Below are 21,031 nucleotides of genomic sequence, written 5' to 3' on the forward strand. Positions count from 1 at the left end.
CGACGCACGAAAGGAACGGCCGCCATGGCCTTACAAGAACCCCGGGAAGCCGCCCCGGACGAGAACGGGAACCCGTCCGGGGCGACCGGACGGAGCACACCGCGGGCTGCTGCCGCACAGCAGGAGCCCGCGGCACCGCACTGGGCGATGCTGCCGATCATCCTCATCGGCACCTTCGTCATCACCCTGGACGTCTTCATCGTCAACGTGGCGATCCCGGCCACCCAGCGCGACCTGCACGCCAGTTCCTCCGCCGTGGAGTTCATCGTCGCCGGGTACGCGCTCGCGTACGCGGCCGGACTGATCACCGGCGGCCGGCTCGGCGACCTGTACGGCCGGCGCAAGATGTTCCTGATCGGCGTCGCGCTGTTCACCCTGTCCTCGGCCTGGGCCGGATCCGCGCCCACCGCCGGGCAGCTGGTGGCGGCGCGCGTCGCCCAGGGCCTGGCCTCGGCGCTGATGGGCCCGCAGGTCCTCGCCATCATCGGCGTCGTCTACAGCGGGCCCGCCCGGCTCCGCGCCTTCAACGCCTTCGGCCTGACCATGGGCCTCGCCGGCGTGTTCGGCCAGCTGATCGGCGGCGTGCTGATCCACGCGGACATCGCCGGGCTCGGCTGGCGCACCTGCTTCCTCGTCAACGTGCCGGTCGGTATCGCCGCCCTGGTCTTCGCCCCCCGCGTCGTCCCGGAGTCCAGGGCGCAGGGCAAGTCCCGGCTGGACCCGCTCGGCATGGTGCTGGTCTCCGCCGGTCTGGTCGCCGTCGTGCTGCCGCTCGCCGAGGGGCAGCAGAAGGGCTGGCCGCTGTGGACCTGGGTGTGCCTGGCCGCCTCGCCCGTGCTGCTCGCCGTCTTCGCCTGGTACCAGCGGCGGCTGGCGGCCGCGGACCGCGGCCCGCTCGTCAACCCGGCGCTGTTCCGGCAGCGTTCGTTCACCGTCGGCGTCACCACGGCCCTCGTCTACTACTCCGGGATGGCGTCCTTCTTCCTGGTGCTCGCGCTCTACCTCCAGCAGGGCTGCGGCCTGAGCGCGCTGAACTCCGGACTGGTCTTCCTGCCGCTCGGCGTGGGCTTCCTCGCCGTCTCGATGACGGCCAAGCAGATCGCCGCCGTCCTCGGCCGGCAGACCCTGGCGGTCGGCGCGCTGGTGCTGACGGCATCACTGGCCGGGCTGTACGCCGCCGTGGAGCACATCGGCACCCACGGTCCGGTCGCCTGGCTGGTGCCGGGGCTGCTGGTCGGCGGCGCCGGCATGGCCATGGTGATGGCGCCGCTGGCCACCGTGGCCCTCGCGGGCACCGACCCCCGCTACGCGGGCGCGGCCTCCGGCGTGCTGTCCACCGCCAACCAGGTGGGCGGCGCCGTCGGCGTGGCCGTGGTGGGCGTGGTCTTCTACCACGTCCTGAACCACGGCACCGGCCCCGACGCCTTCGCCGACGCCTTCCGGGCCAGCGTCTACCTCCTGGTGCCGTTCGCGCTCGCCGTGGCCGCCCTGGTCCAGCTGTTCCCACGTCCCAGGAAGACCCCCACGTCCTGAGCCGCGCGGCCCAGGCACCGTCCCGCGCATCCGCCCCGCGGACGCGTCATCAGCACGCACCACGAAGGAGTTTCGTCCATGACCACCGAAGCGGAACTGACCGGAAGTGCGGCCGCGGCCGCACCATCAGGCGTCGCGGAGCCCGAGGGCAGACCCGCCTGGGGCGCGCTCCTGGTGGTGCTGGCCGGCCTGTTCATCGCCAACGTCGACTTCTTCATCGTCAACGTCGCCATCCCCTCGCTGCAGCGGGACATGCACGCCACCAGCGCCGAGATCCAGCTGGTGGCCGCCACGTTCAACATCGGCCTGTCCGCCATGCTCATCACCGGCGGCCGGCTCGGTGACCTGTACGGCCGCCGGAAGGTCTTCTCCATCGGCCTCGCCCTGTTCACGCTCGCCTCGCTGGCCTGCGGCATCGCACCGAACATGGCCGAACTGATCGCGGCCCGCGCGGTGCAGGGCGCGGCCGCGGCGCTGGTCATCCCGCAGGTCCTCGGCATCCTGACCACCGCCTACACCGGCAAGGCCCGGGTCGCCGCGTTCAACGCCTACGGCATCACCATGGGCGCCTCGGCCGTGTTCGGCCAGCTGATCGGCGGTCTGCTGATCAAGGCCGACATCTTCGGCTGGGACTGGCGGACCATCTTCCTGATCAACGCCCCGATCGGCGCGATCGTCCTGCTGCTCACCCCGAAGACGGTGCCCGAGTCCCGCGCCGAGGGCCGCACCGGACTCGACTGGACCGGTGTGATCCTGGTGACCGCCGGGCTCACGGCCATCGTGCTGCCGCTGGTCCAGGGCCGCGAGCAGGGCTGGCCTACCTGGACCTGGGAGTGCCTGGGGGCGGCGGTCCCGCTGCTGGCCGCGTTCTGGTACACCCAGCGCCGCAAGGCGTCCCGCGACAAGTCGCCGCTGGTCCACCCGAGCCTGTTCGAGGACCGCGCCTTCGGCGTGGGTGTCGTCTCGCTGCTGGTGTTCTTCGCCGCGATGGCCTCCTTCTTCCTGGTCCTCGCGCTGTACCTGCAGGAGGGCCGCGGTCTGTCGGCACTGCGGTCCGGCCTGCTGTTCATGCCCCTCGGCCTCGGCTTCTTCCTCGGCTCCGCGCAGTCGCCGAAGGTCGCGGCCAAGCTGGGCAGGCAGGTCCTGGCCGTCGGCGCGCTGCTGCAGGCGGTGGGCAACGTGGCCCTGGCCGCCACCGCCTGGGAGCTGGGCGGCTCCGGGTCCGTGGCCTGGTGCATCCCGGCCATGGTGCTCGCCGGCATCGGCATGGGCCTCGTCGTCGCCCCGCTGGCCTCGCTGGTCCTGGCGGGCGTGGCCCCGCACCACGCGGCCGCCGCGTCCGGTGTGTTCTCCACCGCCCAGGAGATGGGCAACGCCATCGGCGTCGCGGTGATCGGTGTCGTCTTCTTCGGCGTCGCCGGGCACGACGTCACCGCGCACTCCTACTCGCACGCCTTCGGTGCCGGACTGCTGGTCCAGGCGGCGATCTGCGTCGTGGTGGCGTGCATGGTCCAGCTGCTGCCCCGGCCGACGGCGGCCGACGGGGCCGCGGGGGCCCCGGCCACCGCCGACTGACGCCCTCCCGCAACGCCCCGAAGGGGGCCGGCGCACCCGCGCCGGCCCCCTTCCGCCGTTTCCGGGCCCCGTGCCCGACTCCCCCTTTACCCTTCGGAAACCCGTCATTTACTGGCCGAAAGCACATCAGTAACCCATCAGATCGCCGTCAGCCCCGATCACCAGGATGTCCTTCCAACGCTGAGATCCAGCCAACGGAGGGAACCCCATGTCCGCATGTGATCAGCGGCAGCTGCCGGAGTGGCCCATGCCCCGCTCATGCCCCTACGCACCCCCGGACGCGTACGCGAGACTCCGCGCGGAACCACCGCTGAGAGTGCGCATCCGCGGCGGCGAGGCCTGGCTGGTCACCCGGCACGCGGACGTCCGCCAGGTGCTGAACGACAACCGCTTCAGCGCCGACGACCAGCGGCCCGGCTTCCCCATCCGTATCCAGCTGCCGCCCGAGCCCGGCGTGATGTCCTTCAGCCGCATGGACGACCCCGAGCACGGCCGGCTGCGCCGGATGGCGATGACCGAGTTCACCGCACGCCGCACCCGCGCCCTGCGCCCCGAGGTCGAACTCCTCGTCGAGGGTCTGCTCGACGAGCTGGAGCGGGGGCCCAGACCGGTGGACCTGGTGCGCGACTTCGCGGTCCGGCTGCCCGCGCTCGTCATCGCCCGGATGCTCGGCGTCCCCGAACAGGACGAGGCGGACTTCACCGAGCAGAGCCAGGTCGTCCTCTCCCAGGAGGCCGGCCCCGAGGAGACGTACGCGGCGTTCCTCGAGATGACGCGGTTCCTCGACCGGCTCGTCGCCCAGCGCACCGCCGACCCCCGGGACGACCTGATCAGCAGGCTCGCCACGCGCTACCTCGCGACGGGCGAGCTGACTCACCAGGACCTCGTCGCCATGGCCCGGTTCTTCCTCGTCGCCGGGCACGAGACCACGGCCCACCAGATCAGCCTCAGCGTCCTCAGCCTGCTGCAGGACCCGGACCTGCTGACCGAACTCCGCTCCGACCCGGCCCTGTTCAAGCCGGCCGTGGAGGAACTGCTGCGCTACTGGTCCATCTCGCAGGACAACCAGGTGCGAGCCGCCGTCGACGACGTCGAACTGAGCGGGGCGGTGATCCGCAAGGGAGAGGGCGTCGTCCTCGCCATCCCCGCGGCCAACCACGACGAGTCGGTCTACCCCGGCGCCGGCCGGCTCGACATCCACCGCGACGCCTCCGGCCACCTCGCCTTCGGCTTCGGCGCGCACCTGTGCCCCGGCGCCTCGCTGGCCCGCATGGAGCTGGAGGTGTGCCTGAACGCCCTGTTCGCCCGCTTCCCCACGCTGCGCCTGGCCGTCGCGCCCGACCGGATCCGCTTCCGCGAGAACACGATCGTGTACGGCCTGGAGGAGCTCCCCGTCACCTGGTGACGGCCGCACCCCGGCGGCGAGAGCCCCCAGGGCCGGCCGCCACCACGGCCCCGGGGCCCCGATCCCGGCCCCTTCCGTCACCCCGGTCCCGGCGTCAGTCACGCGTCAGCGCCGTGACAGCGGCCCCCGGCAGAGTGGGGATCACCGCGGCGCCGGGCACTTCCCCCGCCCGGCCCCGCGGGAGTCGTCCGACGAGCGTCCGAGGAGAAGGAGTACGCCGACATGGCAGACACCGCAGCTCCGGCACCCACCCGGGCCCTCGTCCTGGGGAATCCCGCCTCCGGCAGCCATTCGCCCGAACTGGTCGAGGAGGTGCGCCAGTTGTGCCTCTCCTACCTGGAGCGCACCGAGGTGCACCTGACCACGGGGCCGGGGGACGCCACCGTCGCCGTGCGCCGGGCGCTGCAGCGCCCCGACGGCGCGCCCGACCTGGTCGTGGTGATCGGCGGCGACGGAACCGTCCGGGAGGCCGTGCAGGGACTCGTCCCCGTCACCGGGAACGCGACCCTCGCGGTGGTGCCCGGCGGCACCGGCAACTCCGGCTACAAGATGCTGTGGGGCGAGCGGCCCTGGAGCGAGTCCCTCAAGGCGATTCTGACCGACTGCGGCATCGGCGGCAGCGCCCGGCTGCGCCGTCTCGACCTGGCCCGCCTGGCCGAGACCCGCAACTACGTCTATCTGGGCGCCTGTTCGGGAGTGATCGCCGACGCGCTGATCACGGCCCGGGAGGTGCCGCTGTCCGGCCGCGAGCGCTACGCCCGCGCCTTCGCCGACACGGCCGCCGGCTACGAGCCGTACCCGGGCCGGGTCACGGTGGACGGCCGGGTGGTGCACGAGGGTCCCACGGTCCTCGCCAACGTCGGCGGTGGGCGCTACCGCGGCGGCCGGTACCTGGTACTGCCCGACTCGCTCCTCGACGACGGACTGCTCGACGTCTGTGTGATCGGCGGCGAGGTCGCCGCGGCGGACGTGCCCGCACTCACGCTGACCGCCGCGCACATGGCGCACGCGGCCACCGTGTACGCGCGCGGCCGCAGGATCACCGTCGAGCGGACCGACGGGCGCCGGCTGCCGCTGGAGCACGACGGCGAGTACCAGCACGGCATCGGCGCCTCGGCCACCTTCGAGGTGCTGCCCGGAGCGCTGCCGGTATGGGCGCCGGCGAACCCCTGAAGCACGTACGAAGCCATCTGTCCGAAGAACCGACCGAGCAAGCGACCAAGGAGAACGCCCGCATGAGCGACCTGACCACCACCGTCACCCGTTACCTGGACATCTGGAACGAGGCGGACGCCGAGAAGCGCGCCGCGGCCATCGCCGAGCTGTTCACCGCCGACGCCCCGTACATCGACCCGCTGGCCGCGGTCGAGGGCCCCGAGGGCTTCGGGGCCGTGGTGGCCGGCGCCCGCGACCAGTTCAAGGGCCTGCTCTTCGAGCTGCACGGCACCGTCGACGCCCACCACAACCAGGCCCGCTTCCAGTGGGGCCTGGTGACCGAGCCGGGCGCCGAGCCGATCGCCATCGGCTTCGACGTCCTCGTCACCGACGAGGCCGGCCGGATCAAGGGCGTCTACGGCTTCCTGGACAAGGTCCCGGCCGCGTAACACCCCACGCACCGCGGGAGCACCGGGCCGCCCGGTGCTCCCGCGGTCGTGTTCACTCCCGACGCAACCGAAGGTAGCCGCCATGACCGCCGTCCTCGCGGAGAGCGTCGCCCGGGCGCTGTGCACCGACTGGGCCGAGCAGGTCCGCAGCACGCCCCGGCCCGCCCGCGGCCGTACCCCCGCGGACACGCCGCTGCGCGAACTGTCGCACTGGGCCGCGACCCTGCGCCCGGGGGCCGTGCCCTGCCGGGTGCTGAAGCTCGCCGCGAGCCAGGTGCTGTCGCAGATCGCCTCCATCCGGGCCGGGCTCCAGCACCCGCTCGGCAGAAAGCTGGTGGCCGCCTTCGGGCACCCCATGCAGCGCGACCCGCGGCAGGCCGCCGGCGTCTTCGCCGCGCTCGGCTCCTGGCTCAACCTGGACGACACCGCATACGCCGGGCACCTGTCCAACTCCACGGTCGCCGTGCCGCTCGCCTTCGCCTACGCCCGGCAGCTGGACGGCCTGTCGCTGCTCACGGCGGTGGTCGCGGCCAACGAGTGCGCGGCCCGTATCACCGCCTCGGCGACCCTCGGACCGCTGCGCGGCCAGAGCGCCGTGCACACCCACCTGGCCGGCGCGGTGGCGGGCCGGCTGCACTGCGACCGGGCGTCGGCGAGCCTGTTCGAAAACGCCTTCGGGCTGGCCTTCGCCATGCCCAACTGGCCGCTGATGCGCGCCTTCCTGGCCAGCGACGCCCGCCTGTTCAACACCTTCACGCCGGTGCGCACCGCCATGGACGCCTGCGACGCGGCGTACGCCGGGCTGCGCGGCGCGCCCGACATCATGGAGCACCAGGACGGTTTCCTGGCCCGCTTCGCCACCGTGCCCCTGCCCGAGGCGGTGGCCAAGGGCCTCGGGCGCCGCTGGCACACCGACACCCTGTCGTTCAAGGTGCATCCGGGCGGCCCCGGCATCGACGCGGCCGTGGACTGCGCGGCGGAGATCCACCGGGAACTCGGCGGGGTACGGGCAGAGGACGTGGCCGAAGTCGTCGTCGAGGCCTCGCTGTACACGCTGTTCGCGGGGGAGCGGGCCGCCCAGTACGTGACCGGGCCCGGTTCCCCGCTGGGCGCGCTGGTCCTGGACGTGCCCTACCCGGTGGCCACCACCCTGCTCACCGGGGAGTTCTCGGTGGACGACTTCTCCTCGCCGCACCTGGACGACCCCGGCCGGTGGGCGCTGGCGCGGCGCGTCCGGCTCGAACACGACACCGAGATGACCCGCGAACTCTTCCTGTCCGACGCGCCGTTCGGGGAGGCCGTGCGCGAGGCGGGGGAGCGGGCCGTGCCGTGGCTGCGCGGCTTCGGCGGGGACGAACTCGTGGACCTGGTGGGTGCGGTGCGCGCGGACGGCCGGGACTTCTCCCGGTCCACCAAGGCCACCGGTGCCCGGGTCACCGTACGTCTGACGGACGGCCGTACGGCCTCGCGCACCCGCCTCATCCCGATCGGCGCGGCCGGCCCCGAGACCCGCGCGGGCCACGCGGACCTGGTCCGCGAGAAGTTCCTGTCGGTGGGCGGCTCCCAGGAGGTCGCCGACACGGTCGACCGCCTCCACCGGATGCGCCCGCGCGCGGTACGCCGCTGGATAGAGACGGCGTTCCTGGACTGACCCGCGGCCGGGCCGGCCGCGGGCCCCGCGGTCAGGCGCGGTCGGTCAGATCCTCCGCGAACACCTGCGACAGCGGCTGCGGTCCCACGTACTGCTGGCAGTTGCACTCGCCGGCCTCGTAGCGCAGCGGCTTCTTGTTCTCGTCCCAGGCCGTCGGCACCTCGACCCGCTCGTGGCACCGGCCCTGCTTGTCGTGCTTGGCGAGGTGGTGCGTGCATCCGCACACCGGCTCGGGCGCCTTGTGCGCCGCTTCCACGGACAGACGTTCCTGCCTCGCCGCTTCCAGCAGCTGCATCTTGCGCTCGTGCCGGTTGCGCAGCGCGCCGCGGACGTTGTCGGCCGCCCACGCGAAGCCGCCCGTCCAGAAGACGATGAGAACCCACCAGAACCAGTCCACCGGCTGCCCCTTCCCCCGTTGCCGTTGCGGACCAGCATAGTTGGCCCGGCCGCGGGCAGCGGCCGGCTCACCCCGGGCCCAGCTCCCCCCGCTCGTGTGCGGGGCGCGACCGCCGGACCACGGCGCCGCCCGCCGGCCGGCGCAGCGCGGCCACGAACTTGTAGCGGGAGCCCCGGTACACCGAGCGCACCCACTCCACCGGGCCGCCCTCGGCGTCCCGCGAGTGCCGGGACAGCAGCAGCATCGGCAGGCCCACGTCGGTGGCGAGCAGCTGGGCCTCGCGCGGGGTCGACAGCGAGGTCTCGATGGTCTCGTCGGCCTCCGCGAGATGGACGCCGTACACCTCGGAGAGCGCCGTGTACAGCGAGGGGTACGTGGCCAGGGACCGGCGCAGGCCGGGGAAACGGCCGACGGACAGGTGCGTCGTCTCGATCGCCATCGGGTCGCCGCCGGCCAGCCGCAGCCGCTCGATGCGCAGCACCCGTTCGCCGATGCCGATGCCGAGCAGACCCGACAGCCTCTCGTCGGCGGGCACCTCCCCGATGTCCAGCACCCGCGAGGCGGGGGTGAGCCCCTGGGCCCTCATGTCCTCGGTGTGCGAGGTCAGTTGGAGCGTCCGGTACAGCTTGGGCTGCGCGACGAAGGTGCCCTTGCCCTGGATCCGGTCGAGCCGGCCCTCCCCGACGAGTTCCTGCAGCGCCTGGCGGACGGTGGTCCGGGAGGTGTCGAACCGGACGGCGAGCAGACGTTCCGCGGGCATCGCCGAACCGGGCTGCAGGGCCTCGGTCATGGCGAGGAGCTGTTGCTTGATCCGGTAGTACTTCGGCACGCGCGCGGTGCGGCCGGGCGTCCTTCCGCGCGGCTGGGCGCTGCTGACGTCGGTGGTCATGCCTGCCTTCCGGCTGTGTCGGTGGGCTCCCGTTATAGCGACCAACTGCCCTATGGTCTAGTCCAACTGAACAGGACGGGCGAAAGGGGCGGACATGGACGGACGGGCGGACGGACGCGCTCCGATGACTTTCTCGTAACGGCCTCGACCGGCTTCCCGAACCACCCTTGACACCCCGAAAGGTCTAGGCCAAGCTCCACCGTACTGGTCTACACCATTAGTGGCCAGGTCCCGAGCCCTACGTGCAACAGCGTCGTACGCAGGTCACCGCCGAGGGCGTGGGGGGTTAGTGGCATCCCTGAGGAGGGTGGCGTGAAGCGCAAGCTTGCGGCCGCGATCGTGATCGCGGGCATGATGGTCTCCGTCTCGGCGTGTGGCGGGGGCAAGGGCGGCGACAGCGGCAAGGACGCGGGCCCGGACAGCTGGAAGGGCCAGACCCTGACCGTCTGGACCATGGACGGCTCCGCGCCGCCGCAGTGGAGCAAGGACGTCCAGGCCGCCTTCGAGAAGAAGACCGGCGCGAAGCTGAAGTTCGAGATCCAGAAGTGGGACGGGATCCAGCAGAAGATCACCACCGCCCTCTCCGAGGACAACCCGCCGGACGTCCTGGAGGTCGGCAACACCCAGACCCCCGCCTACGCGGCCACCGGCGGCCTCGCCGACCTGGGCGACGTCAAGCAGGCGATCGGCGCCGACTGGACCCCCTCGGTCTCCCAGTCCTCCGTCTACGACGGCAAGCAGTACGCCGCCCCCTGGTACTTCGCCAACCGCGTCGTCATCTACAACAAGGCCGTCTGGGCCAAGGCCGGCATCAAGGACACCCCCAAGACCCGGGACGAGTTCTACAAGGACCTGGAGACCATCGGCAAGAAGACCGACGCCGAGCCGATCTACCTCCCCGGCCAGAACTGGTACTTCCTCGACGGCCTGATCATCGGCCAGGGCGGGGAGCTGGTGAAGAAGCAGGGCGACAAGTACGTCTCCAACCTCGGCGACCCGAAGGTCTCCGCGGCCATGGAGATCTACAAGAAGTACGCCTCCTACTCCAAGGCCCCCAAGGACAAGGACGAGGCCACCCCGCAGCAGGCCACCATCTTCGCCAAGGGCAAGACCGGCGCCATCATCGGCATGGGCTGGGAGGCCGGCACCGCCATCCAGGCCAACAAGGCCATCGAGAAGGACCTCGGCTACTTCACCATCCCCGGCGCGACCGCCGACAAGCCCGAGGGCGTCTTCCTCGGCGGCTCCAACCTCGCGGTCGCCCAGAACAGCAAGAAGCAGTCGCTGGCCAAGGAGTTCCTGAAGATCGCCCTGTCCGACCAGTACGAGGGCGAACTGGCCAAGATCAACGGCGTGGTCCCGAACAAGACGTCCCTGGAGACCAACCTCAAGGGCAACGCCGCAGCCGAGGCCGCGGCTCCCGGCGCCGCCGCCGGCGGCACCACCCCGCTGATCCCCGGGTGGGCCGCGGTGGAGAACACCCCCAACCCGATCAAGTCGTACATGACGGCCGTCCTGGGCGGTAAGTCCCCGGCGGACGCCGCCAAGGACGTCTCGGGCGACATCGACAAGCGCCTGGCCCAGCAGAACTAGACCCGCGCCGGGGGCGTCGCACGGACGCCCCCGGCTCACATGTGCCGTGCGCGTTCCTTGCCGTGCGCAGGGCACACGGATTCGTACGGCCACGGAAGAGATGACGACTCATGTCAGTGCAGACCGAAGGCACGGACACGGCCGGGGAGCCCGCTGTCCGGGGGGCCCGGGTACCGGCGCCGCCACGAGGTGAGGACCGCACCTCCGGGTCCCCGGCCGGCCGCCGCGCCGTCGCCGCCCCCTACCTGCTCCTGCTGCCGGCGCTGCTGGCCACACTCATCCTGCTCGGCTGGCCCCTGGTCAAGAACGGCATGCTGTCGTTCCAGAACCTCAACCCCCGGCAGCTCATCCAGCACCTCACCGAATGGAACGGCGTCGACAACTACAAGGAGGTCCTGACCGGTTCGGACTTCTGGAAGGTCGTCGAGCGCTCGATCCTGTTCACCGCGGTCAACGTCGTCCTGATCATGGCGGCCGGCACCCTGATCGGGCTGCTGCTGGCCCGCCTCGGCAAGAAGATGCGGCTGCTGCTCCTGGTGGGGCTCGTCCTCGCCTGGGCCATGCCCGTCATCGCGGCCACCACCGTCTACCAGTGGCTGTTCGCCCAGCGCTACGGCGTCGTCAACTGGGTCCTGGACAAGCTCGGCTGGCACTCCATGGCCGACTACAACTGGATGGGCACCCAGTTCTCCACGTTCTCCGTGATCACCCTGCTCATCGTCTGGATGTCGATCCCCTTCGTGGCGATCAACCTCTACGCCGCCACCACGACCATCCCCAGGGAGCTGTACGAGGCCGCGTCCCTGGACGGCGCCGGAGCCTGGCAGAGCTTCACCTCCGTGACCCTGCCCTTCCTCAGGCCGTTCCTCTACTCCACGACCTTCCTCGAGGTCATCTGGGTCTTCAAGGCGTTCCCGCAGGTCTTCGCCATGAACGAGGGCGGCCCCGACCGCCTCACCGAGACCCTGCCGGTCTACGCCTACGTCGAGGGCGTCGGCAACCAGCACTTCGGGGTCGGCGCGGCGATCTCCTTCCTGACCATCCTGGTGCTGCTCGTCATGACCTCGTACTACCTGCGCATGGTGCTCAAGCAAGAGGAGGACGAGCTGTGAAGCGCTCGCTCATCGGCCGCATCTGGCCCAACGCGACCGCCGTCGTCCTCTTCGTCGGCTTCGTGTTCCCCGTCTACTGGATGTTCGCCACGGCCTTCAAGCCCACCGGCGACATCATCGCCGACACCCCGGTGTGGTTCCCTACGAACGTCACCGTCGGCCACTTCAAGAAGGCGGTCGACGCCGACCACTTCTGGACACTGGTCGGCAACTCCGTCACCGTCACGGTCTGTTCGGTGCTGTGCTCGCTCCTCATCGCCCTGTTCGCCGCCTTCGCCCTGGCGCGGATGCGGTTCAGGGGCCGGCGCGGACTCGTCGTCACGTTCATGCTGGCGCAGATGGCCCCCTGGGAGGTCATGATCATCGCCATCTACATGATCGTGCGCGACGACGACATGCTGGACAGCCTCGTCCCCCTCACCGTCTTCTACACGATGATGGTGCTGCCCCTCACCATCCTGACCCTGCGCGGCTACATCGCCGCCGTGCCGAAGGAGCTGGAGGAGTCGGCGATGGTCGACGGCTGCACCCGTGTCCAGGCCTTCCGCAAGGTGATCTTCCCGCTGCTCGCGCCCGGCCTCATGGCCACCTCGCTGTTCGGGTTCATCACCGCCTGGAACGAGTTCCCGCTCGTGCTGATCCTCAACAAGGACATCGAGAAGCAGACCCTGCCGCTGTGGCTGTCCCAGTTCCAGACCGCCTTCGGCGACGACTGGGGCGCCACGATGGCCGCCTCGTCCCTGTTCGCGCTGCCCATCCTGATCCTCTTCATCTTCCTGCAACGCAAGGCTGTCAGCGGTCTGACCGACGGCGCCGTGAAGGGATGACGCCCCCGATGACCACACTCGCCACCACCGCCTCCGACAGCGGCTCCGCCGCGGGCGACGCGCTCACCCGGGACGCGCTGGCGGTGCTGCAGCCGGGGTTCGACGGCACCACCGCGCCCGACTGGGTGCGCCGCCGCCTCGGTGAGGGCCTCGCCTCCGTCGCCCTGTTCGGCCGCAACGTCGTCACCGAGGAGCAGGTCACCGCCCTCACCGCGCAACTGCGCGCCGAGCGGGACGACCTGCTGGTCGCCATCGACGAGGAGAGCGGCGACGTCACCCGCCTGGACGTGCGCACCGGCTCCTCCTTCCCCGGCAACCACGCCCTCGGCGCCGTCGACGACCCCGATCTCACCCGGGCCGTCTCCCGCGAGCTGGGCCGGCGCCTGGCCGCCTGCGGGGTCAACTTCGACTGGGCGCCCTCCGCCGACGTCAACGCCAACCCCGACAACCCCGTCATCGGCGTCCGCTCCTTCGGCGCCGCCACCGACCTGGTCGCCCGGCACACCGCCGCCTGGGTCGAGGGCCTGCAGTCCACCGGCGTCGCCGCCTGCACCAAGCACTTCCCCGGCCACGGCGACACCAACGTCGACTCCCACCACGCCGTACCCCGCATCGACGTCGACGCCGAGACCCTCCACGCGCGTGAACTGCCCCCGTTCCGCGCGGCCATCGCCGCCGGCACCCGCGCGATCATGAGCGCGCACATCCTCGTCCCCGCGCTCGACCCGGACCGCCCCGGCACCCTCTCCCGCCGGATCCTGACCGAGCTGCTCCGCGAGGAACTCGGCTACCAGGGCCTGATCGTCACCGACGGCATGGAGATGCGCGCGATATCCGGCACCTACGGCCTGGAGCACGGCGTGGTCCTCGCCATCGCGGCCGGTGCCGACGCCATCTGCGTGGGCGGCGGGCTGTGCGACGAGGGCACGGTACTGGGGCTGCGGGACGCCCTCGTGGCCGCCGTGCGCTCCGGCGAACTGCCCGAGGAGCGGCTCGCCGACGCGGCCGCCCGGGTGCGCGCGCTGGCCCGCTGGACCGCCGGTGCCCGCAGCGGCGCGTCGGACGCCGAACCCGCGCCCGAGATCGGCCTGGTCGCGGCCCGCCGCGCGCTGAGCGTGACCCGCACCGGCGCCGCCGTACCGGTGCACGGACCGGTCCACGTCGCCCAGTTCAACCCGGCCCCCAACATCGCCGTCGGCGACCAGACCCCCTGGGGCGTGGCCGACGAGCTGGCGCGGCTGCTGCCCGGCAGCACCGCGGGCTCCTTCAGCGGCGCCGGTGCGGGCGCCGCCGCCCTCGCCGCCGCCGGCGACCGCCGGATCGTCGCCGTGGTCCGCGACGAGCACCGCCACGACTGGATGCGCTCGGCGCTCGACACCCTGCTCGCCGCCCGCCCCGACACCGTCGTCGTGGAGATGGGCCTGCCGCAGGCACCGCCGCGCGGCGCCCTGCACATCGCCACCTACGGCGCCGCCCGGGTCTGCGGCACGGCCGCGGCCGAGGCCGTCGTCGCGGGCTGACCCCCCCCGCACCCCCGGCCGCCCGCCCCCGTCGCGGGCGGCCGACCTCTCCGTTTCCCAGGGAACCTGGTGGCTCTCCCGCGCCCTCGCGCATGCCACCGGCACATGTCTCACCGCCTGTCACCCCGGAGTGATCGCATGCAGACGAAGGCCCCCTATCTCCACCGAGCGGCGTCCGGCCGCCCCTACTTCAGCGCCGACGGCGAGACGTACCTCACGCCGACGCCCCTACGCGACATCGACAAGACCCAGCCCCTCAGGGTGCTGTCCGAGGAGGACTTCGCCTTCTGGCAGACGTACGGCTACGTCGTCGTCCGCGAGGCCATCACCCCCGGCGAGGCGAAGGGGCTGCTCGACCTCGCCTGGCAGTTCCAGGGCCTCGACCCCGACCGCCCCGAGACCTGGTACACGGAGCCGGAGTTCCGCTCCGAGCTGGACCGGCACCTCTTCATCTACGGCTTCGTCGAGGCCTACCACCACCAGCTCATCTGGGACAGCCGCCAGACGCAGCGCGTCCACGACGCCTTCGCGGACGTGTGGGACTGCGCGGAGCTGTGGGTCACCCTCGACCGGCTCAACCTCAACCCGCCCAACCGGCACACCCGTTCGCGCTCCCTGATCGAGCCCACCGACGAGGGCTTCGACATCGAGCTGCACTGGGACGTCGACACCACCCGCGCCGTCCTCCCGCAGCGCGTCCAGGGCATCATCGCCCTCAACGACACCCGCCCCGAACTCGGCGGCTTCCAGTGCGCGCCGGAACTCTTCCGCCGCTTCGAGGAGTGGCGCGTGGCCCAGCCACCCGGCCGCGACCCCGTCCGCCCCGGCGCCGACCGCTCCGAGTTCCCCGTCGTCCGCCCCGACCTCCAGGCCGGCGACCTGCTGATCTTCAACGGGCTGCTGGCGCACGGCGTGGCACCGAACCTCTCTGACAACGCTGTCCGAGCCGTCCAGTACCTGTCGATGATGCCCGCCCTGGAGGAGCACACGGCCCTGCGCGACTCCCGCGTGGCCTCCTGGCGCACCCTCGCCACCCCCGACTGGAACGCCACCCTGCTCGGCGACGCCCGCCGGCCGGAGGCCCTGCGCTACGGCCCCGCCGAACTGAACGGCCTGGGCCGCAGGCTGCTCGGCCTGGACTCCTGGACCACCGGGGACGAGGCACGGTGAACCGGATCTGCCTCGCCCTGCCCACCAACCGGGCCTGCTCCGCCACCGTCACCGCCCTGCACGCCGAGGCCGCCCACGCCGCCCGCCACCTCGGCGCCGACGTCGAGCTGCTGGTCCTCGACTCCTCGGACGCCCGCACCCGCGCGGAACACGGCCGCACGGTCGCCGGGCTGCCCCCGGCGCCGCACGTGCGCGTCCACCACCTCGACGAGGAACTGCAGCGCGACCGGCTGCGGCGCACGATCGCCCGGGCGGGCCTGCCCGAGCCCGGCCGGCTGCTGCGCATGATGCTCCCGCCCGCCGTGTCCTACGGCGCCTGCACCAACCGCGCCTTCCTGTTCGCCGCCGCCCTCGGCTGCGACTCGGTGCACCGCAGGGACTCCGACAGCGCCTACCAACGGCACGCCGGGCAACCGGTGTTCCCCGTGCACCACGAGCTGCCGTGGCTGGGCAGGCCCGCCGCCGAGGCCACGGCCGCCGGTCTGCGCACCGACCTCGACCCGGCCCTCGCCCACCGCCCGGTGTCCATGGCCGGGGCCTCCTTCATCGGCGAACTCTCCGTCGACATCGCCGAGATGCGCGGCCTGGACGCGGGTGTGTACCACGACGTCGTCGGCCTCTGGGCGCCCGGCGACTGGCCCGAGGACCGCAAACGGGACCTGGTCGAGGAGTCCTTCACCGGCGCGGGCACGACGCCCTTCACCGGCGATCGGGCGACCCTCACGGTGGTCGACCCCATGCGTGTCGACATGTGCAACATCGCCTTCGACCGCGCGGTGTACGAACGCGTCCCGCTGCCGCCCGCCACCGACACCATCGGCAGCGACTACTTCCTCCTCCACCTCGTCCACGACGCCGGACTGCCCGGCATCCTGCACAACCGGCACATCGAGAACTTCCACACCCCCGAGCGGCGCAGTGACACCGGCTTCCCCGCCTACCAGCGGCGCTTCGTGAAGTTCCTGCTGTCGATGCTCTACTTCCACCACGTCTACGACCGGATGACCGCCGAGGGCGCCGCGCTGCTGGACGAGCGGCACCGGGTACTGCCCGGCCGGATCGTGGACCTCCTGCGCGAGAGCACCATCCTGGACCGCGCGGAGAACGTCTGGCGCCTGGACCGGGTGGACACCGCGTACCGCAAGCTCGGTGGCCGCTACACGTTGTTCGCCGAGCAACTGGCGTTACAGCGCGCCGGGTTGCTCGACCAGGCGGAGCGGGACATCGAGGACTTCGCGTACCTGGTCGAGTCCTGGCCCGCACTGGTGGAGGGGGCCCGCACATGAGCGTGCCCTGGGGCGCACTCGCCGCACCACTCGCCGCGGCCGGTACCGACCGCATCGTCTACGACCTCACCGGCATCGAGGGCCAGTACGACTCCCTGCTGGCCGAACTCCCCGGGATCCAGGTCCGCTTCGCGCTCAAGGCCTGCCCGGTCGACGAGGTCCTGCGCTGCCTGGCCGCCAGGGGCGCCGGATTCGACGCGGCGAGCCCCGCCGAGATCGCCCAGGCCCTGCGCGCCGGCGCGCCGCCCGAGCGCGTCCACTACGGCAACACCGTCAAGTCCGACCGGGACATCGCCGAGGCCCACCGCCTGGGGGTCCGCACCTTCGCCACCGACAGCGTCGAGGACGTCACCGCGATCGCCCGGCACGCCCCCGGAGCCCGGGTGTTCTGCCGCCTCGCCACCAGCGGGGAGGGCGCCCTGTGGGGCCTGAGCCGCAAGTTCGGCTGCGCCCCCGAGGACGCCGTCCGGGTGCTGGCGACCGCCCGCGCGGCCGGTCTGGCCCCGGCGGGCCTGTCCGTGCACGTCGGCTCCCAGCAGATGACGTGCGAGGCCTGGCAGCAGGCCCTCGACACGCTCACCGAGACCCTGACGGCCCTGGCCGGGCGGGGGATCGTACCCGACCACGTCAACCTCGGCGGCGGCCTGCCCGCGCTCGGCTACCAGGACCGCCACGGCAACCCCCTCGACCCGCCGCTCGACAAGATGCTCGCCGTGCTCCGCGAGGGCATGGAGCGCCTGGACTCCCTCACCCCCGCACCGCTCGCCCTCGTCATGGAACCGGGCCGCCACCTGGTCGCCGACCACGGCGCCGTGCGCGCCCACGTCTCCCGGCTGACCCGGCGCCGGCAGCCGGACGGGGAGGAGGCGCACTGGCTCTACCTGAGCTGCGGCAAGTTCAACGGCCTCTACGAGATGGACCAGGTGACACACCGCCTGGTCTTCCCCGGTCACCCGCGGACGCGGGAGTACGTCCCCGCGATCGTCGCGGGCCCCACCTGCGACAGCGACGACGCCTACGGCGGCGGCCTGCACCAGGTGCGGGTGCCCCGGGACGTCGCCTCCGGCGACCCCGTGTGGATCCTCTCCGCCGGCGCGTACGCCACCAGCTACATGACCCAGGGCTTCAACGGCGTCCGCCCGCTGCCGTGCGTGTGCACCCGCGCCCAGGAAGGACACCACTGACATGAGAGCCCTCATACGGGACGTCACCGAGACCGACTGGCCCGGGGTCGCGGCCCTGGAGGCCGGGGCGTACGCGGACACCTCGCTCACGGAGGGCGAGGCGGCGCTGCGCGCCCGGGCCGCGGCGGGCACCTGCTTCGTCCTCGACGTCGACGGCCGGCTCGCGGGTTACGTACTGGCCCTGCCCTACCCGAGGTTCCGCTGCCCCGACCTGACCCGGTCCGAGCCGGCGGTGCACCGCTCCTCCAACCTCCACCTGCACGACCTCGTCGTCACCGGCCGGCTGCGGCGCAGGGGGCTCGGCACCCGGCTGGTCCGCCATCTGACGGACGTGGCCCGCACCCACGGCTTCGAGACCATGTCGCTGATCGCCGTCGCGGGCAAGGAGCCCTTCTGGCGGGCCAACGGCTACCGCCCCCACCCCGAGGCGCGGGTGCCCGCGGGCTACGGCAGCGGCGCGGTGTACATGTCGGCGCGGCCGGCCGCGGCGCGGAAGGCGGGCCGATGACCACCCCCTCCTTCCGGCGCGCCAAGTGGTCGATCGCGGCGCTGTTCTGCTTCCTCGGCCTGCAGTACGGCACCTGGGTCTCCCGCATCCCCGCGCTCAAGTCCCGGCTGGACCTCGGCGCCGGGGAGGTGGGCCTGCTGCTGATGGCCTGCGGCGCGGGCGCGGCGGCCGCGTTCCCGCTCGTCGCCGTGCTGATGCGCCGCCTCGGCTCCCGGCGCCTGTCCCTCGTCTCCGCGCTCGGCCTGGTCGCCGTGCTCGCGGCCCTGTCCGTCGTGCCGAACTACCCGCTCGCGCTGCTCGCGGTCTGCGCCGACGGCGTCGCGGTGGGCTGCCTGAACATCGCCATGAACGCGCAGGGCGCCGCCCTGGAGACCGAGTACGGCCGTACGGCCATGTCCCAGCTGCACGCCACGTTCAGCGGCGGACTGCTCGCCGCCGCCCTGCTGGCCTCCGGCGTCACCACTCTGACCGCGTCCGTGCCGGCCCACTTCACCGTGGCAGGAGCCCTGTTGCTGCTCCTGCTCACCGGCGCCCGACCGGGCCTGCTCACCCACGCCGAGGCCGGTCCCGCGAAGGGGCCGCGGCAACGCCGCCGCCCGGCCCTGCCCTCCGGGACCACCCTGCTGATGGGCTGCGCCATGGCGTTCGGCACCATCACCGAGGGGGCGATGAACGACTGGTCGACGCTCTACCTCAAGGACGTCGTCAGGGCGTCCGCGACGGTGGCCCCGCTCGGTATCGCGGTCGTCTCCGTGATGATGCTGCTGGCCCGCGTGTGCGCGGACCGCTGGCGCACCCGCTGGGGCGACGGCCAGGTGGTCCGGGTCGGCAGCGCCGTGGCCGCCGTCGGTCTCGCCCTCGCCCTGCTCGCCGGCGGGGTGGTGCCCACGCTCCTCGGCTTCGCCTGCGTGGGCCTCGGCGCGGCCGCCGTCACGCCGTGCGTGTACGTCGCCGCCGCCGAACGCGGCTCCGACGCCCTCGCCCTGGTCGCCGCGATGGGCACCACGGGACTGCTGGCCGGGCCGGCCCTGATCGGCTTCGTCGCGGGCGCCGCGGGCCTCACCCCGGGCATGGCGACGGTCGCGGCCTCGGCGCTGGTGGTGACGCTGACCGCGACCTGGATCCCCTGGCGCGCCCGCGTACCGGCCGCCGTGGGCTGACCCGCCTGCCCCCCGGCCGTCACCCCGCGGGCGCCGGGCTCACAGCTTCAGGCTGAACCAGGTCGTCTTGCCCTCGTCCGTGGGGCGCACCCCCCAGTCGTGGGCCAGGGCGCGGACGAGCAGCAGCCCGCGCCCGGACTCGTCGTCCTCCGCCGCGATGCGCGGCTGGGGCAGGTGCAGGCTGCGGTCGCTGATCTCCACGGTCAGGGCGGTGTCGGTGCGGCACACATGCACCCCGATCGGGCCCTGCGCGTGCTGGACGGCGTTGGTCAGCACCTCGGAGAGCAGCAGGAGCGCGTCGTCCGCCGAGTGCGCGCAGCCCCACGAGACGAGCGCCTTGTCCAGGAAGTCGCGGCCCGCGGGCACGGACTCGGCGGCGGCGGGCAGGTCCGTCGCGACCGTGGCCAGCGGGGCCGCGGGCAGCTGCGTCAGCAGCAGCGTGACGTCGTCGTGCCCGTCCGCGTCCGGGAGCAGCGAGAACAGGACGTGGTCGGCGGCGGCCTCCAGGTCGGGCGGCGCGCCCGGGAGCGAGTCCAGCGTGGCGATCAGCTGGGTGAGCTGGTCCTCGATGTCGGTGCCCGGGGTCTCGATCAGGCCGTCCGTGTACAGCACCAGGGTGGAGCCGGGCGCGACCGTGGCGCAGCACTGCTCGTAGATCACGCCGCCGACGCCGAGCGGGGCGTTCACGGGCGCCGGAAGCGCCTGGACGGAGCGGCCGGGGGAGGCGACGAGGACCGGCAGATGACCGGCGGAGCACATCGTCACCTCCGCCGTGTCGGCGGCGATCACCAGATAGCAGCAGGTGACCAGCTGGTCGGGGACGTCGAGGTCGGCGACGACGCTCTCCAGCGTCTGCATCAGCTGCCGCGGCTGCACCCCGGTCTTCGCCAGTGCGTGGGCGGCGGACCGGAGTTGGCCCATGACGGCGGCGGCCTCCAGGCCGCGGCCCATCACGTCGCCGATCAGCACGCCCACCCGGCCGGCGCCCAGCGGGATCAGGTCGAACCAGTCGCCGCCCACACCGGCGCCCTGGGTCGCTGGGCGGTAGCGGCTGGCGGTGGCGAGACCGGGTATGGCGGGCGGCGTGCCCATGAGGCTGCGCTGGAGCGTGAGGGCGATGTGCCGCTGCTGCTCGTACAGTTCCGTCAGTTCGGCCTCGGCGCGCTTGCGGTCGCTGATGTCCCGGACGATCGCGCAGGCCCCGACCACCCTGCCGTTGCGGGCCCGCGTCGGCCACAGGGTGACGTCCACGTCCAGCAGTTCCCCGGAGCGGGTGACCCGCAGCGTCTCGAAGTGCTCGACCTTCTCGCCCTGGCGCAGCCGCTGGAGGAGCACCGTGATCTCGTCCCGGCGCTCGGCCGGCGCCAGTACGGACACGTGCCGTCCCAGGACCTCGTCCGCCGTGAACCCGTACAGCCGCTGGGCCGCCGCGTTCCAGTACGTGATGTGGCCGTCGAGCGTGTTGGCGAGGATGGCGTCCTGGGAGGACTCGACGAGCGCCGCGAGTTCGTTGATGCGCTCTTCGGCCGCCTTGCGTTCGCTGACGTCGCGTACGGCGGCGGAGACGAGGAGGCCGTCGGCGGTCTCCAGGGGGCTGAGGCTGATCTCGACGGGGAA

General features: G+C 72.5%; 18 protein-coding genes. 15 read left to right on the forward strand and 3 right to left on the reverse strand.

Annotated elements, in window-relative coordinates; genetic code table 11:
* Positions 1-24: 24 nt before the first annotated feature.
* From ACZ7FF_RS20010 to ACZ7FF_RS20035, 6 genes are all read left to right on the forward strand, one after another.
* Positions 25-1,533 (forward strand): MFS transporter, encoded by a 1,509-nt coding sequence (locus tag ACZ7FF_RS20010; protein WP_470813559.1) that lies wholly within the window; start codon positions 25-27, stop codon positions 1,531-1,533.
* 78 nt (positions 1,534-1,611) lie between these two features.
* A complete protein-coding gene (locus ACZ7FF_RS20015) occupies positions 1,612-3,108 on the forward strand; it encodes an MFS transporter (RefSeq protein ID WP_470813560.1) in 1,497 nt (498 codons plus the stop codon).
* Between the two features lie 208 nt (positions 3,109-3,316).
* Positions 3,317-4,513 carry a cytochrome P450 gene (locus ACZ7FF_RS20020; protein ID WP_470813561.1) on the forward strand — a complete coding sequence of 399 codons (1,197 nt, stop codon included), beginning with the start codon at positions 3,317-3,319 and terminating at the stop codon, positions 4,511-4,513.
* A gap of 222 nt (positions 4,514-4,735) precedes the next feature.
* The gene (locus ACZ7FF_RS20025) at positions 4,736-5,686 is read left to right on the forward strand and encodes a diacylglycerol/lipid kinase family protein (protein WP_470813562.1); all 951 of its coding nucleotides are present in this window, start codon (positions 4,736-4,738) and stop codon (positions 5,684-5,686) included.
* Between the two features lie 62 nt (positions 5,687-5,748).
* On the forward strand, positions 5,749-6,117 hold the full coding sequence (locus tag ACZ7FF_RS20030) for a nuclear transport factor 2 family protein (RefSeq protein ID WP_470813563.1): 369 nt from the start codon (positions 5,749-5,751) through the stop codon (positions 6,115-6,117).
* Positions 6,118-6,199: 82 nt separating this feature from the next.
* A complete protein-coding gene (locus ACZ7FF_RS20035; protein ID WP_470813564.1) occupies positions 6,200-7,768 on the forward strand; it encodes an MmgE/PrpD family protein in 1,569 nt (522 codons plus the stop codon).
* Positions 7,769-7,799: 31 nt separating this feature from the next.
* Here the strand turns inward: ACZ7FF_RS20035 and ACZ7FF_RS20040 are convergent, their stop codons facing one another.
* Both ACZ7FF_RS20040 and ACZ7FF_RS20045 read right to left on the reverse strand, forming a co-directional pair.
* On the reverse strand, positions 7,800-8,165 hold the full coding sequence (locus ACZ7FF_RS20040; RefSeq protein WP_470813565.1) for a hypothetical protein: 366 nt from the start codon (positions 8,163-8,165) through the stop codon (positions 7,800-7,802).
* 67 nt (positions 8,166-8,232) lie between these two features.
* Positions 8,233-9,054: a GntR family transcriptional regulator gene (locus ACZ7FF_RS20045; RefSeq protein ID WP_470813566.1), complete on the reverse strand. Its 822-nt coding sequence runs from the start codon at positions 9,052-9,054 to the stop codon at positions 8,233-8,235.
* 312 nt (positions 9,055-9,366) lie between these two features.
* On the opposite strand from ACZ7FF_RS20045, the gene ACZ7FF_RS20050 reads away from it, so the two are divergent.
* The 9 genes from ACZ7FF_RS20050 to ACZ7FF_RS20090 all read left to right on the forward strand — a co-directional run bounded on the left by ACZ7FF_RS20050 (position 9,367) and on the right by ACZ7FF_RS20090 (position 19,414).
* Positions 9,367-10,647 (forward strand): extracellular solute-binding protein, encoded by a 1,281-nt coding sequence (locus ACZ7FF_RS20050; RefSeq protein ID WP_470813567.1) that lies wholly within the window; start codon positions 9,367-9,369, stop codon positions 10,645-10,647.
* A gap of 110 nt (positions 10,648-10,757) precedes the next feature.
* Complete coding sequence (locus tag ACZ7FF_RS20055) at positions 10,758-11,759, forward strand: carbohydrate ABC transporter permease (RefSeq protein ID WP_470813568.1); 1,002 nt, start codon at positions 10,758-10,760, stop codon at positions 11,757-11,759.
* On the forward strand, positions 11,756-12,586 hold the full coding sequence (locus tag ACZ7FF_RS20060; protein WP_470813569.1) for a carbohydrate ABC transporter permease: 831 nt from the start codon (positions 11,756-11,758) through the stop codon (positions 12,584-12,586). The genes ACZ7FF_RS20055 and ACZ7FF_RS20060 overlap by 4 nt, the downstream gene beginning before the upstream one ends.
* A gap of 8 nt (positions 12,587-12,594) precedes the next feature.
* Positions 12,595-14,106, forward strand: coding sequence for a glycoside hydrolase family 3 protein (locus ACZ7FF_RS20065; RefSeq protein ID WP_470813570.1), 1,512 nt, complete (start codon positions 12,595-12,597; stop codon positions 14,104-14,106).
* A gap of 138 nt (positions 14,107-14,244) precedes the next feature.
* Complete coding sequence (locus tag ACZ7FF_RS20070) at positions 14,245-15,276, forward strand: phytanoyl-CoA dioxygenase family protein (RefSeq protein ID WP_470813571.1); 1,032 nt, start codon at positions 14,245-14,247, stop codon at positions 15,274-15,276.
* On the forward strand, positions 15,273-16,562 hold the full coding sequence (locus ACZ7FF_RS20075) for a DUF6271 family protein (RefSeq protein ID WP_470813572.1): 1,290 nt from the start codon (positions 15,273-15,275) through the stop codon (positions 16,560-16,562). Before ACZ7FF_RS20070 ends, ACZ7FF_RS20075 begins: the two co-directional genes overlap by 4 nt.
* On the forward strand, positions 16,559-17,746 hold the full coding sequence (locus ACZ7FF_RS20080; RefSeq protein ID WP_470813573.1) for a type III PLP-dependent enzyme: 1,188 nt from the start codon (positions 16,559-16,561) through the stop codon (positions 17,744-17,746). Before ACZ7FF_RS20075 ends, ACZ7FF_RS20080 begins: the two co-directional genes overlap by 4 nt.
* A 1-nt stretch (position 17,747) precedes the next feature.
* The gene (locus ACZ7FF_RS20085) at positions 17,748-18,254 is read left to right on the forward strand and encodes a GNAT family N-acetyltransferase (RefSeq protein ID WP_470813574.1); all 507 of its coding nucleotides are present in this window, start codon (positions 17,748-17,750) and stop codon (positions 18,252-18,254) included.
* A complete protein-coding gene (locus ACZ7FF_RS20090) occupies positions 18,251-19,414 on the forward strand; it encodes an MFS transporter (protein ID WP_470813575.1) in 1,164 nt (387 codons plus the stop codon). Before ACZ7FF_RS20085 ends, ACZ7FF_RS20090 begins: the two co-directional genes overlap by 4 nt.
* A gap of 39 nt (positions 19,415-19,453) precedes the next feature.
* Here ACZ7FF_RS20090 and ACZ7FF_RS20095 read toward each other — a convergent pair.
* A partial coding sequence (locus tag ACZ7FF_RS20095; RefSeq protein ID WP_470813576.1) for an ATP-binding SpoIIE family protein phosphatase occupies positions 19,454-21,031 on the reverse strand: 1,578 nt, incomplete at its 5' end.

The sequence above is a fragment of the Streptomyces sp. NPDC037126 genome (genome assembly GCF_055605965.1).